Source organism: Priestia sp. AB, assembly GCF_028369225.1.
Lineage (GTDB): Bacteria > Bacillota > Bacilli > Bacillales > Bacillaceae_H > Priestia > Priestia megaterium.
Map to the genome: position 1 here is coordinate 333,361 of NZ_JAQMYN010000004.1, position 13,462 is coordinate 346,822.

The 13,462-nt window shown below is 38.4% G+C and carries 15 protein-coding genes; 8 read left to right on the plus strand and 7 right to left on the minus strand.

The genetic code is table 11. The annotated features are described in order from the left end of the window. Positions 1-40 precede the first annotated feature (40 nt). Both POF52_RS14915 and gdh read right to left on the minus strand, forming a co-directional pair. On the minus strand, positions 41-1,030 hold the full coding sequence (locus POF52_RS14915) for a DUF4003 family protein (RefSeq protein WP_271993292.1): 990 nt from the start codon (positions 1,028-1,030) through the stop codon (positions 41-43). 144 nt (positions 1,031-1,174) lie between these two features. After that, positions 1,175-1,960, minus strand: a complete 786-nt coding sequence (gdh, locus tag POF52_RS14920) for a glucose 1-dehydrogenase (protein WP_176584332.1) — start codon at positions 1,958-1,960, stop codon at positions 1,175-1,177. 447 nt (positions 1,961-2,407) lie between these two features. Between gdh and POF52_RS14925 the strand changes: the two genes are divergently transcribed. Both POF52_RS14925 and POF52_RS14930 read left to right on the plus strand, forming a co-directional pair. Continuing rightward, the gene (locus POF52_RS14925; protein ID WP_034655063.1) at positions 2,408-3,034 is read left to right on the plus strand and encodes a nitroreductase family protein; all 627 of its coding nucleotides are present in this window, start codon (positions 2,408-2,410) and stop codon (positions 3,032-3,034) included. A gap of 63 nt (positions 3,035-3,097) precedes the next feature. Then, complete coding sequence (locus POF52_RS14930) at positions 3,098-4,402, plus strand: aldehyde dehydrogenase (protein ID WP_176584333.1); 1,305 nt, start codon at positions 3,098-3,100, stop codon at positions 4,400-4,402. A gap of 40 nt (positions 4,403-4,442) precedes the next feature. Here the strand turns inward: POF52_RS14930 and POF52_RS14935 are convergent, their stop codons facing one another. The 4 genes from POF52_RS14935 to POF52_RS14950 form a co-directional block, all read right to left on the minus strand. Further along, positions 4,443-5,813 carry a DUF2254 domain-containing protein gene (locus POF52_RS14935; RefSeq protein WP_271993293.1) on the minus strand — a complete coding sequence of 457 codons (1,371 nt, stop codon included), beginning with the start codon at positions 5,811-5,813 and terminating at the stop codon, positions 4,443-4,445. Between the two features lie 338 nt (positions 5,814-6,151). Beyond that, on the minus strand, positions 6,152-6,922 hold the full coding sequence (locus POF52_RS14940; RefSeq protein ID WP_271993294.1) for a TPM domain-containing protein: 771 nt from the start codon (positions 6,920-6,922) through the stop codon (positions 6,152-6,154). Beyond that, entirely contained in the window at positions 6,922-7,491 is a 570-nt protein-coding gene (locus POF52_RS14945) for a LemA family protein (protein ID WP_016766606.1), read from the minus strand. Before POF52_RS14945 ends, POF52_RS14940 begins: the two co-directional genes overlap by 1 nt. 630 nt (positions 7,492-8,121) lie before the next feature. Beyond that, the gene (locus tag POF52_RS14950) at positions 8,122-8,364 is read right to left on the minus strand and encodes a spore germination protein (protein ID WP_016766605.1); all 243 of its coding nucleotides are present in this window, start codon (positions 8,362-8,364) and stop codon (positions 8,122-8,124) included. A 220-nt stretch (positions 8,365-8,584) separates the two neighbouring features. On the opposite strand from POF52_RS14950, the gene POF52_RS14955 reads away from it, so the two are divergent. The 3 genes from POF52_RS14955 to POF52_RS14965 all read left to right on the plus strand — a co-directional run bounded on the left by POF52_RS14955 (position 8,585) and on the right by POF52_RS14965 (position 10,686). Beyond that, entirely contained in the window at positions 8,585-8,902 is a 318-nt protein-coding gene (locus POF52_RS14955; protein ID WP_013058076.1) for a winged helix-turn-helix transcriptional regulator, read from the plus strand. Positions 8,903-8,932: 30 nt separating this feature from the next. After that, positions 8,933-9,568 carry an FMN-dependent NADH-azoreductase gene (locus POF52_RS14960; protein WP_176584336.1) on the plus strand — a complete coding sequence of 212 codons (636 nt, stop codon included), beginning with the start codon at positions 8,933-8,935 and terminating at the stop codon, positions 9,566-9,568. A gap of 482 nt (positions 9,569-10,050) precedes the next feature. Continuing rightward, the gene (locus POF52_RS14965; RefSeq protein WP_013058078.1) at positions 10,051-10,686 is read left to right on the plus strand and encodes an FMN-dependent NADH-azoreductase; all 636 of its coding nucleotides are present in this window, start codon (positions 10,051-10,053) and stop codon (positions 10,684-10,686) included. Between the two features lie 60 nt (positions 10,687-10,746). Here the strand turns inward: POF52_RS14965 and POF52_RS14970 are convergent, their stop codons facing one another. Continuing rightward, positions 10,747-11,286: a GNAT family N-acetyltransferase gene (locus POF52_RS14970; RefSeq protein ID WP_176584337.1), complete on the minus strand. Its 540-nt coding sequence runs from the start codon at positions 11,284-11,286 to the stop codon at positions 10,747-10,749. A gap of 198 nt (positions 11,287-11,484) precedes the next feature. On the opposite strand from POF52_RS14970, the gene POF52_RS14975 reads away from it, so the two are divergent. The 3 genes from POF52_RS14975 to POF52_RS14985 all read left to right on the plus strand — a co-directional run bounded on the left by POF52_RS14975 (position 11,485) and on the right by POF52_RS14985 (position 13,282). Then, positions 11,485-11,694, plus strand: a complete 210-nt coding sequence (locus tag POF52_RS14975; RefSeq protein ID WP_271993295.1) for a hypothetical protein — start codon at positions 11,485-11,487, stop codon at positions 11,692-11,694. Between the two features lie 4 nt (positions 11,695-11,698). After that, on the plus strand, positions 11,699-12,211 hold the full coding sequence (locus tag POF52_RS14980) for a hypothetical protein (RefSeq protein ID WP_176584338.1): 513 nt from the start codon (positions 11,699-11,701) through the stop codon (positions 12,209-12,211). Between the two features lie 177 nt (positions 12,212-12,388). After that, positions 12,389-13,282 carry a tyrosinase family protein gene (locus tag POF52_RS14985; RefSeq protein ID WP_271993296.1) on the plus strand — a complete coding sequence of 298 codons (894 nt, stop codon included), beginning with the start codon at positions 12,389-12,391 and terminating at the stop codon, positions 13,280-13,282. Positions 13,283-13,462 lie beyond the last annotated feature (180 nt).

Here is a 13,462-nt window from a genome sequence, read left to right on the forward strand (position 1 = left end):
ATACTTTTGCCCCAGCCTCTTTTTATAGCCGTTTCATTTATCAAATAGTAGTCGTAGTAGCAACCGCTGAAGTGCTCGCAATAACCGCTAGCATAGCCGCTTGCTGAGCTTGAATAATAGTTTCAATCGTTGTATAGATGCCCGTTTCGACCAGTCTAGAATCCTTCAGCTTTTCACTGATAACTAAATTAACCGCCAGCATAACATTGATGTCTTTCTGCCATTTGAAAAGTTTGTCTGCGTTTAGCTGTTTCACTACTTCATGGATGATTTCAATTTCAGTTTCTGGTTTTTCAAATAGTGCTAATAAGCCAATGACCGGGTAATGCATCGCTTTCACTTTGAAACCTGACGATTCGCAGGCTTCTTTTACAGATACGCATATTTCAATAAGGGTATCCGCATGTAGGTTTTTATCGATTGCGAGAATATGACTTAAAAATTGAAGGTCATTTCCTTTTTTAAATCCATGCTGCGCCAATGTCATATAAAAGTGTTCAATTTCATGCATGAGATCATCAGTGAACTCACTTGTTTCAGCTAATAAAACCGCAAGAGGTACATCACCGCTTGATGTGAGGAAGAGATGCTTTTTTTTCATGCCCTGATAAATTTCTACTGACCTTCGAACCATTTCTTTATGACTTCGACTTGACTCATTCGACAGCATAGCCGAAGCCGCAATATACGTAAATGCGCCTCTCGTAAACCCGCCTTGTATCAATTGGTCGTATACATCCAGAAACTCATGAAACGTTTCTTTTGGATTCTTATAGCGAGTGTCTAGCATGGCTGCGATCGTAAATCGCTGCGATGATTTTAATGTAGAAAACATTCCTACTTGATTTTTAATATAGTCACTTAACTCAATATAAGGCTGAAGCTGAAGCGATTTGCCTTTCACTGCATACATAGAAGCGATAGCCATAAACTGCTTCGGATCTGCCACTTTCCATTTGAGTTCATTTTTTAAGCTGATATAAAAACCTCTATACTGATCTACTTTTTGTTGAATCGTTTCCGGTAGCATATCAACACGTCCTTTATTCGTCGTTAGCTTATATACGCAACACTTCAATAAAAGTTTCAATATTTGGTAAATACGCCGTACATTTATGACAATACGAAAAAGACCCCGGAATATTCCGAGGTCTTTTTCATTCAGTTCTACCTATTAACCTCTTCCCGCTTGGAAAGAAGGATATTTTGTCATACCGCCATCAGCAAATAGTGTAATACCTGTTACGTAGCTTGCTTGTGACGATGCTAAGAATGCTGCAACTGCTGCTACTTCTTCCGGATTGCCGATGTAGCCCATTGGAATCATGCTTTCTACGTCTGCACGCTGTTCCGGATCTGCGAATTTTTCAGCGTTGATTGGCGTATCGATCGCGCCTGGTCCAATGTTATTTACGCGAATACCTTTTGGCGCATATTCAAGAGCCAACGTTTCCGTCATTAGCTTCATACCGCCTTTACTTGCTGCATAGTGAACAAATAGTGGCCAAGGAATCATTTCGTGAACGCTGGACATGTTAATAACGTTTCCTTTAATGTCATTTTCAACAAAATATTTAATCGCTTCGCGGCTTCCTAAAAACGCGCCTGTTAAGTTTGTATCGATTACTTGATTCCAGTTTTCTAATGATAATTCATGTGAAGGAACCGGGTTTTCAACACCAGCATTATTAACCATAACGTCTAATGTGCCAAACTCTTTAACAGCTGTCTCTACAAGGTTCACAACGTCTTCTTCTTTTGTTACGTCGCCTCGAACAATAATTGCTTGACCGCCAGCTTGTTCAATTTCTTTTTTTACTTCTAGCGCTTCATCTTCATTGCTGCGGTAGTTTACAACCACTTTTGACTGCTCTTGACCAAAACGAACGGCCATTGCGCGACCCAATCCTTTTGATCCGCCTGTTACAACTACTACTTTATCTTTTAAATCTGTATACATCTTGAAGTCCTCCTAATTTTTCTGCCTGATATGTCTTGCTATACTGTACTAACTATGAATACAGTTTAGGTTTTAAAAAGAGAATAAACATTTCTCTATCTCTTCTTTCTTAAACTGTCATTCATTTAAAAAGTAACAAATTCACTTTTGCCTCTTTTCGTTACTTATCGTAACCAAGAGAAATAAAGTAGTCAAACTTTTTGTTTTATCATTCTTATTATTTATTTTTATCACTTACTCTCTTCATCTCTATTCCCCCCAGGATATGGTTTCACACTTCCTATTAACCCCGCTTCAAAAGTTTAAACTTTTTCCCTTGCAATTCTTAAATCAATGTATTATATTGTTGATGTATCAATTATTGATACGTCAAACAATTGTCTGCAATCAAAAATATGGGAATGACAATAAATAAGTTTAACGCCTAAAAAGAAAGGAATAATGACTATGACTACAAAAGACTTTAACGAAATTGCTTTAAAACGCCGTTCAATTAAAAATTATGATCCTTCAGTAAAAATCAGCCGTGAGGAAATGGAAGAAATTCTTACAGAGGCTATGCGTGCTCCTTCTTCTGTTAATATGCAGCCGTGGCGCTTTGTTGTAATTGAAACGCCGGAAGGCAAAGAAAAATTAGCTAAACTTGCGAAATTTAACAGTGAACAAGTTCATACATCTTCAGCTGTTATTGCCGTGTTTGGTGACATGAACAACGTCGAATATGCAGACGAAATTTTCGGAAAAGCAGTAGAGCTTGGCTATATGCCTCAGGACATTAAAGAACAGCAGCTAAATTTCTTTAAGCCGATTTACGAAAACATGCCAAAAGCAGATATGAAAGACATCGTGCTAATTGATTCAGGTCTTGTATCTATGCAGCTTATGCTTGTTGCTCGCGCTCACGGATATGATACAAATCCAATCGGCGGATACGAAAAACACTTAATCGCAGAAGAATTCGGTTTAGATAAAGAACGTTATCTTCCAATTATGCTTATCTCAATCGGGAAAGCGGCAAGCGAAGGCCATGCTTCTTACCGTTTACCGGTCAATACGGTTACAACTTGGAAATAAGCAGCAGCTAGTTCTATTTAGTAAATAAAGGGCTAAAATTGTGAAGTAAAAGGAGATTTTCTGATGAATAACTATCAAGAACTTACAAAAAAACAGCTTTCATTCTTTAATAGCGGTAAAACAAAAGACGTTGCGTTCCGTATCGAAACGCTAAAGAAATTAAGAGAACTTGTTGTACGTCATGAAGACGACATTTTAAAAGCAGTAAAAGCTGACCTTAACAAACCAGAATTTGAAGCAAAACGTGCAGAAGTTGGTCTTGTGCTAAGCGAAATCGACTTTGCAGTTGAAAATCTTGCAGAATGGGCAGCGCCAAAAGAAGTAGAAACACCATCTACTCATGCAGGAGCAAAAAGCTACATTTATCAAGATCCATACGGTTTAGCTCTAGTGATTGCACCTTGGAACTATCCGTTCCAACTTGCTGTATCACCAGTAGTAGGCGCCATTGCTGCAGGTAACTGCGTGGTGTTAAAGCCTTCTGAATTAACACCTCATACGTCAAGCCTTCTTGCTAAGATGTTTAATGAGAACTTCCCTGAAGAATACTTGACGGTAGTCGAAGGTGAAGTGGAAACAAGCACGGCTTTACTAAAAGAAAACTTTGATTACATCTTCTTTACAGGAAGTACAATGGTCGGAAAAATTGTGGCAGAAGCTGCTGCTAAACATTTAACACCTGTTACGCTAGAACTAGGCGGAAAAAGTCCTACAATTGTACACGAAGATGCAAATATTGAAGAAGCAGCAAAACGCATTGCGCGCGGTAAATTTGCAAATGCTGGTCAAACTTGCGTAGCACCAGACTACATTCTTGTTCAACGAAATGTAAAAGACGAGCTGCTAGCTAACCTAAAAGAAGTCGTAACAAACACGTACGGCGAAGATGTTTCACAAAACCTAGACTTCCCTCACGTAGTGAGCGAAAAGCATTTTGATCGTCTCAACAGCTTCTTAACAAACGGAGATATTGTTTTTGGAGGCAAAACGGATCGTTCTCGTCTGTTTATTGAACCAACTATTCTTGACAACATCTCATGGGAAGACAATGTGATGCAAGATGAAATCTTTGGACCAATTCTTCCAGTCATCGTATACGATGGAATCTCAGAAGTAATTGAAGCAATCGTAAAACGTCCAAAACCATTAGCACTTTATCTTTTCTCTGAAGATGAAGCAGTCCAAGATCACATCTTAAACAGCGTGTCATTCGGCGGCGGCTCTATCAATGATACGATTAACCATATGACGTCTCACTACCTTCCATTTGGCGGCGTTGGTGACAGCGGAATGGGTGCGTATCACGGAAAAGCAAGCTTTGATACATTTTCACATGCTAAAAGCATCTTAAAACGTTCAAATAAATAAATAAATAAAAAGCCGAAGTCAGCGTCTGACTTCGTTTTTTTTATTCCTTCATCTGTTTGGCGATTTGTTCATATTGCTCTTCTTTTTTTGTAGAAACCGCTAAATCACAAAGAATATGCAAAAAGTACTTTTTATCTTGAACAAATAAATACTCTTCTTCAAAACCTTTAGAAATGTATACAGCAAACTCCCAAATATCGTCGTAATAAGCCGGTCCAATGGCCTCAGCGAGATTTCCAAGCGTTTTGAGCAGCTCCATCGTGATGATAATATTCCGTCTCGCATAGTGCCGGATATTAGCGAATCCATCATATAAAAAGTCCTCAAATTTTTTATCAGGAATCACCATTCGTATCACGCCGCTGTCATCCACTAAATAAGAAGAAAATTGACTAACTTCACAAATTTCCCGAAGAATATCGCTAATTTGATGAATGGAGTTAACCGCCGTTTTAAAATCATCATTCCCCAGTGATTTAACTGCCATCTCCACAAACTTCGTAATGATATACGTAGTATCTTGAATATCAGTCTGAGATTTTCCTACATGGATATATTGGTGAAAGACGGTACAATCCATTTCATCGTGCTCTGTCGAATCTCTATGCCAATAATAAAACAATACGGTTCCGCTGAGCACATAATCCCCTACTTCACGCTCCATTTTTATAACTAAATTATGCTCTTTGGCGCAGTGAATCAATCGGCTGTAGTTCAGCGTTTGAATATAGCCGGATGTTTGAATACATACCGGCTTTTTCTCTCCTTCTGGAAAAGAAAATTGTTCGCTATGACTAGACTTTGTTCGGTGAATCTCCAGTTCCTCTCGAATCGTTGTCTTAATCGCTTTTATGGACGCTGTTTTCATCGATTGAGTCATATGATTTACTTGCAGCCACCTAACAGAATGATTAATAAAGTAGACAAACGTGCCCGCACTAAAAACAGACAGGGCTGTCGTCACAAACGGAATCGCAAAATATCCGTTTACTTGAGAGCTGTTTAAAAATAAAAACACAAAAAGTGTATACAAAAAACTCCCTATGAAAATACCCAGAATTCGCTGAGTAGACTTAGAAGAAGCAAAGTTTTTTAACACGCGAGGAGAAAACTGAGCTGCAAATGATGTAAACACAACAAGCATTAAGTTGAAGGTAAACGTCGTAATCGATAGAATTCCCGGCATAATCGTACTTACTAACGTATTGGTTAAATCCATGTTGATTGAAAAAAATGAAGGAACCTTCTCTCCTACTTTGCAATAATAGTCCAGAAACAGCGTCAATGCAGCTAAAAGGACAGAAAAAAGAGCATAAATTAAAGGACTAAACCATATTTGGCTATTTAGCTCATCTTTAAAAGCACGAGGAGAGAGCTGTTTCCTTGCCGCTATCCATCTAAATGTATTCATACAAAACTCTCCTTTTTATTTGTAAATCTCTAACTTTTTTCTTAGTTCCCTAATTTTTTTTGGTTATGCTTATACAGTGGAAAAAAATCTTTTTTTAAAAATATAGGTACACAAAGCAAAAATGAAATTGACACATACCTCATTAATTCAATCTAAAGACGCACAAATAGGATATATGAGCTGAACTGCTAGAAAGAACTGAATGAACATATGAAAGCTATGTTCACCATACAAATAAAAAATCCGAACGCGTTGGATTCTCAATCAAGAATCCATCTCGTTCGGATCTTCCTTCCACTAACCTAATTTTATCTCAGCCTCTTTTTACTCTTATCTTTTTACCAGCCCCGGCTCGCTCCGCCGCCTCCAGAGCTGCCGCCTCCCCCTCCGCGAGGACCGCTGCCGTTGCCACCGCCACCGCCTCTTCCTCCAAATATGACAAGGAAGTTTAGCAGAAATTGCGTGATCGCTCCTTTAAAAAAGACGAAGTCTAGAATAAGTAAGCCCACAATAACAGCTGCAATCAGCAGCGTTTGAAGAGTTGTTAAATGAACACCGCTATCAGAGGGCGGAGATGCTTTTGGCACTTTTTGTTCAAAATCTGTTCCTAAATCATACTCTTTCACCACTTGGTTATAAACAGCTTTGTATGTGCTTTCTAGCGCCGTATCGTATTTGCCGTTTTTCAAGTTAGGAATAGCATAAGAATCTAAAATTTCTCCAGATTTGATATCGGTGATAGCTCCTTCTAACCCATATCCTACTTCGATTCGGATTTTTCGTTCTTTTTTAGCGAGCAAAATAAGAACGCCATTGTTCAGCTTTTTATCACCTAGTTTGTACTTTCGAAACGCTTCATTCGCGTACTCTTCTACATCCGCATCACTTAATGAATTCACGGTAAGAATCGCTACTTGAGCTTTCGTTTCATCATCCAATTTTCTGCCCATTTGGTTTATTTCAGCTTTTTCCTGATCGTTTAATAAATGAGCAAAATCTTGAACGTAAATATCGCCTACCGGATTTGGAATATCAGGTGCAGCAAAAGCAACGCTTACCATATTACATAAAAGAGACAATAATAAAGCAAACGAAGCAAGAAATTTCATCACTTATCGCTCCCAAAATCAACTTTCGGCGCTTCTTTTTCTTCATTTGTTACTTCAAAATACGGCTTTTTTTCAAAGCCGAACGTACCCGCTAACATGCTTTTAGGAAATCTCTTAACCGATTTATTGTATTTCGCAACTTCATCGTTATAGTCTTTACGTGCTACAGCGAGTCGATTTTCCGTTCCTTCTAAACTATCCATTAAGCTTCTGAAGTTTTCATTCGCTTTTAAATCCGGATATTTTTCAACCACTACGAGCAGGCGGCTTAATGCGCCGCTTAACTGTTGATTAGCATCAGCTTTATCTTCAGGAGTTTTCGCTCCCGCTAGCTGCGCTCTTGCTTGAGTGACTGAATCAATTGCTTCCTGCTCATGCTTAGCATAGCCTTTGACCGTTTCCACTAAGTTCGGAATTAGATCAGCTCTTCTTTTTAATTGATTATCTATTTGGGAAAATTTATTATCTACATCTTCCTCTGCGCTAACAAGGCTATTGTAAGAGCTCACTCCGTAAATTACAACAAGCACTAACACAATGATCGTAGCGATCAAACCTTTGTTTTTCAATGTACTACCTCTTTTCTTCATCAAAATTATGTATCTACTTACTAGTACGAATCATACCCTAAAAAGATTCATTTTTTACCAATTTTATTTGTTTTGAACGCATACCGTAGATGAAGCATCTACTAACGATCAATCCCTTTATACTACTCTCATCGCAAACTCCTCATTTCTCAAACACGTTTCTCTATCTAGTCTTTCTATAATCTAGTACATGTAATCCTTGTTCATTTTATCTTATTTCATACATATAAAAAAGGAATGACTAAGAATCATTCCTTTTTCTGCATGTAATACTGCTATAGGTAATAAATTTGTTCAAAAGAACTCGCCAAGTAGTCAAATCCGCGAGGACGCAGTGTTTCAAACTGCTGATGAATTTTTATTCTTTCTTCTGACCCTAGAGGAAGGTCATATCTCTGTTTTCCCCTATATACTATTCAAAAAGTGAAAAGATGCTTGTACAATATGTAAAAAGTTTTAGAAAAGGCCTATATAATAGATTTGCGAACTTTCATCAGGTCAATCTATCTTCATTGTCACTAGCAAAACACTCTCTTATCATGAATAAGTACTTACTTATCAACATAAAAAAGCTGCTTACAACTTTATCTGTTATAAGCAGCTTACCCTTTATACCTGATTTCCATATACCCCATCAATATTCGCAACAGCGGTTTGATCAAATATATCTGCATCCATATTTGTGTTTTTCATTCGCGCACAAGCAGCTGAAATGTCTCCATATGTTGAGTTGATTCCAACAGATTTAACATCTGCCGTGTGTCCGTTGTGAAGAACTTCTCCAAAATTCATCGATCCGTTTCTCGCCATACCATTAATTCTTGTGTTACAGATGTTAATAACTCCTGCCATGGCCATACCACCTTTCCTTAAAGAGAATTCGTACATCGTATGCTGTGACAAGCCTATGTGTGAAAAGTTTTCAAGAAGTGAAAAGCAAAGTACAAATACTAGTGAAATTATTCAATTTCCCCTGCTTCACCCAAAGTTTCCACATGTTTTTATGCTTTTTCTGTTACAATAAATGCATAAGTTATTTTTCATCCATATTGTTTGAAGGAGGATACGTAATATGGACGAACCAAAAGATATTCAACCTAAAGTAGAAAAGAGTTTTGAACTTATTGGCAAAAAGTGGACAGGATTAATTATTTATGTACTGATGAGCGGTCCTAAGCGCTTTAGTGAACTAAATGAAAGTATACCAGCCTTAAGCAGAAGGCTTTTGACAGAACGGATTAAAGAGCTTGAAGACCACGGCATCGTTGTTCGAAATGTCATTCCGGATCGCCCTATTCGCTCTGAATATTCGCTGACTCAAAAAGGAACAGAGTTAGGTAAAATATTAGGGCCGATTAGCCAGTGGGCAGAAAGCTGGGTCCAAGATTAATAAAACTACTCCATAGAAAGGATGAGCATCATGACAAATGTTCTCTATATTACTGCACACCCTTTAGCTGAAGACGAATCACTTAGCATGGCTGTAGGGAAAGAATTTATTGACGTGTATAAGCAAACGCATCCAGATGATGATGTGGTTCATTTAGATTTATATCAAGCAGATATTCCATACTTAGATGCAGACGTATTTAACGGCTGGAAAAAGCTTCGTTCTCACTCTTCCATCCAGGATTTATCAACGGATGAACGATTAAAAGTGGGACGATTAGCCGAACTAGGCGGACAGTTCGTACTCGCTGACAAATATATTTTTGTCACGCCAATGTGGAATTTCTCCGTTCCTGCGATTATGAAGACGTACATTGACGCGATTACCGTGTCAGGTAAAACCTTTACATATACAAAAGAAGGCGCTCAGGGATTGCTTAAAGGAAAAAAAGCGATTCACATTCAGTCCCGCGGAGACGTGTATTCCCAAGGCCCTGAAATGGCAAGAGAAATGGGCCACCGCTACTTAGAAATCATGATGGACTTCTTTGGAATCGAAGCCTTTGAAAGCATTATTATCGAAGGGCAAGTAAAATTCCCGGATCAAATTCCGCAAATTAAAGAAAAAGCACTCCAAAAAGCCCACTCAATGGCCAAAACGTTTTAAATTCAATAAAAATCAAAAAGACCTCGAAGCAGATCGAGGTCTTTTTCTTTTCTTTCCTCCCTTATATTTCCCTTGAAATAATCATCACCTTCCTGCTCGTTTTACGCTCAAAATAGGTTTAAAGGAAAGATGAAACGCTGTTATTTTCTGTTACTATTAATAACGAGTAAAACAAAAATAGACGCTTTTTCGTTTTCGTTTTTTAATTATCTACGTTCAAAAAAGATAGTTCCTCTAAATGAATAACGTTTAGAATGACGCTCTATGCTGAAATAAACCTTGTTTTCAAAGGGTTCAGCTGCAAAACCCAAAAGCGTAATACTCTTAAAAACGTTTGTGAATATGATAAAACCCAATAAAAAACCTTTGACTAAATTTGTTACTTAAGTTACTATTAATAACGTAGTAGATGTTTTCGAACATATTATCTTTAATTCATGAAACAACATTTATATATTGAAGACAGAAAGGTGAAAAGAATTATGGCAAAAGTATTATATATTACAGCAAACCCTAACGATGCTACGCAATCATTCAGTATGGCTGCGGGAGATGCATTCATTAACGAGTATAAAGAAGTAAACCCAACAGATGAGATTGTTCACGTTAATTTATATCAAGAACATATCCCTCACATCGACGGCGATGTATTCAGCGGGTGGGGTAAACTTGGAAGCGGCGCAGAATTTGACGCGCTTACTCCTGAAGAACAGCGCAAAGTTGCTCGTTTAAACGAGTTAAGTGACCAATTTGCTCAAGCGGACAAATATGTATTTGTTACACCAATGTGGAACTTCTCATTCCCACCAGTGATGAAAGCATACTTAGATGCTGTAGCAGTAGCTGGAAAATCATTTAAATATACAGCAGAAGGTTCTGTAGGTCTATTAACAGATAAAAAAGCGTATCATATTCAAGCAAACGGCGGTATCTACTCTCGCGGCCCTGCTGGTGAATTAGAAATGGGTCACCGCTATATGCGCATTATGATGAACTTCTTCGGCGTTCCTTCTATCGGAAGCCTATTTGTAGAAGGACAGGCTGCAATGCCAGATAAAGCACAAGAAATTAAAGAAGACGGCATTGCTCGCGCTAAAGAAGCTGCACGTACGTTCTAATAACAAATATAAGCATAAAAAAAGGAACATCTCCCCGTGTTCCTTTTTTTATGCTTGCAATTATATCTTTGCTTCCTCGCGCAGTAGCGAATAAACATATGTATCAAACGGGATGCCGTTTTGGAACAGATACTCTCTTAGCGTCCCTTCCTTTTTAAATCCTAATTTGCTCAACAAGGCGATAGATCCACTATTTTGCGTAAATACAATCGCTCCTATACGATTGTATTGAAGTTCGTTGAAGCCATAAGAAATCGCTTCATGAACGGCTTCTGTTGCGTATCCTTTGTTCCAATACTCCGGAAAAAGAGCATAGCTTACGTTCGCTTTCTTATGCTCAGAAGACCACTCTTGAAACCCTATTGTTCCAATCAGCTTTTCTTTTCCTTTTAGCTGAATCCCCCATTTAATCAATTGCTTTTCTTCGTAGCCTTTGGAAAAATTCTTAATGATCTCCTTCACTTGGTTGATCGATTCTAAAGGTTTTTGCCCGTAATAGCGCAGAACCTCTTCATCAGAAAAGCATTCTAAAATCTCACCGGCATCATCTTCTACAATTTTTCTTAACATCAGCCGTTTTGTCTCTAATTCCGGAAACATTTTCTTCCCTCTTTTCTGTGCAGCTTATCTATCTACGGTAAACCATACTATTCTCCTCTCAACTAGCAATATCCTGCTAAAATCCTGCCCGGGAGGACTCATTTCCTATCCAAATAGTCGATTTACAGCGGAGATAGTGGTATTTTATATAGTGGGCATAAGTTGCTTTTTATCAACACAGAGGCGGTGAACGCATAAATGAACCAAGGTAAAGAATTGCTGTCCACGATACACGCTCTTCAAAAAGAGCTGCAGCAAGAAAAAGAAAACCGTGCGTATATGCAAAAAGATATGGACGAACTAAGAAGCGCTTTATTACAATCAGAACAAGTAAAGCAAAACTTAATTGATCAGCTAGAAAAGAAAGTCGATTTGATTTTAACGTTGATTCAAAAAGGAGACGCATAAAGGAATGGATTTTTTTAAAAACAGCAAAATACTATACACTATTGTGGCACTTGTTATTGCCCTCATCGCTGTATTTACCAACAATTCGCCCATTTCCCTCATTCAGCAGCATGAAAATTCAAGCAATACATCGAGTAGCACATCGGACACTACATCAAGCAACCAATGCTCTGCAGAGACTCAAAGCGACAGGTTATTTACCGGCAAAGAACTTGTCTTACAAGAAGGAAATGATAAATACGGATATTGCCACATTATCGCGCATATGCAAAAACCAGGCGTTGACAACTATCAAGGTAAAAGCCAATTCAGCAAGTATTTAAATGAAAAACAAGCGATGTCTGTTGCTGAAGAAGTCATCAACGAAGGCGAAGACGGCACCAACAATAAATCTGGCAACTACGTTAAAGAAAAGTATATTAGTTCTTTAAACCAAGAAGTTAGAGTTGTGTATACTGACTACAGAGGCAAAGACTATGACTACAGCGTAACGACCATGTATCCAATTGGTCATTAATAATAATGCAGTGAATAAAAGCAGGCGCATGCCTGCTTTTTTTATTTTACCTCTATTCATGATTTACACCTTTAAAAAAGTCTCTGTAAATTTACAGTAGCACTTTTACCTCTTGGACATATTCTAAATATAAAAAAGAAACAGCCCCTTGCTTCTTTTTTAGAAAGAGGTTAAAAAATGAGTAACAAGTACAGAGTTAGAAAAAACGTATTACATCTTACCGACACGGAAAAAAGAGATTTTGTTCGTACCGTGCTAATACTAAAGGAAAAAGGAATATACGACCGCTATATAGCCTGGCATGGCGCAGCAGGTAAATTTCATACGCCTCCGGGCAGCGATCGAAATGCAGCACATATGAGTTCTGCTTTTTTGCCATGGCATCGTGAATACCTTTTACGATTCGAACGTGACCTTCAGTCAATCAATCCAGAAGTAACCCTTCCTTATTGGGAATGGGAAACGGACGCACAGATGCAGGATCCCTCACAATCACAAATTTGGAGTGCAGATTTTATGGGAGGAAACGGAAATCCCAAAAAAGATTTTATCGTCGATACCGGGCCATTTGCAGCTGGGCGCTGGACGACGATCGATGAACAAGGAAATCCTTCCGGAGGGCTAAAACGTAATTTTGGAGCAACGAAAGAGGCACCTACACTCCCTACTCGAGATGATGTTCTCAATGCTTTAAAAATAACTCAGTATGATACGCCGCCTTGGGATATGACCAGCCAAAACAGCTTTCGTAATCAGCTTGAAGGATTTATTAACGGGCCGCAGCTTCACAATCGCGTACACCGTTGGGTTGGCGGACAGATGGGCATTGTGCCTACTGCTCCGAATGATCCTGTCTTCTTTTTACACCACGCAAATGTGGATCGTATTTGGGCTGTATGGCAAATTGTTCATCATAATCAAAACTATCAGCCGATGAAAAACGGGCCATTTGGTCAAAACTTTAGAGATCCGATGTACCCTTGGAATACAACCCCTGAAGACGTTATGAACCATCGAAAGCTTGGGTACGTATACGATATAGAATTAAGAAAATCAAAACGTTCCTCATAACCCGTTCTAGAAACAGCAGTATACAATCAAAAACAGGTAAACCCCTTCCCTTCTGAGATAACTTATAAGACCACAAGCATCGTAAAACTCACTGCTTCATTTCCATTCACCATAAAATATAGTTAATCAACCATAATTGGGCTGTGAATAAGCTTCATATAAGGACCTTGGAACATATGA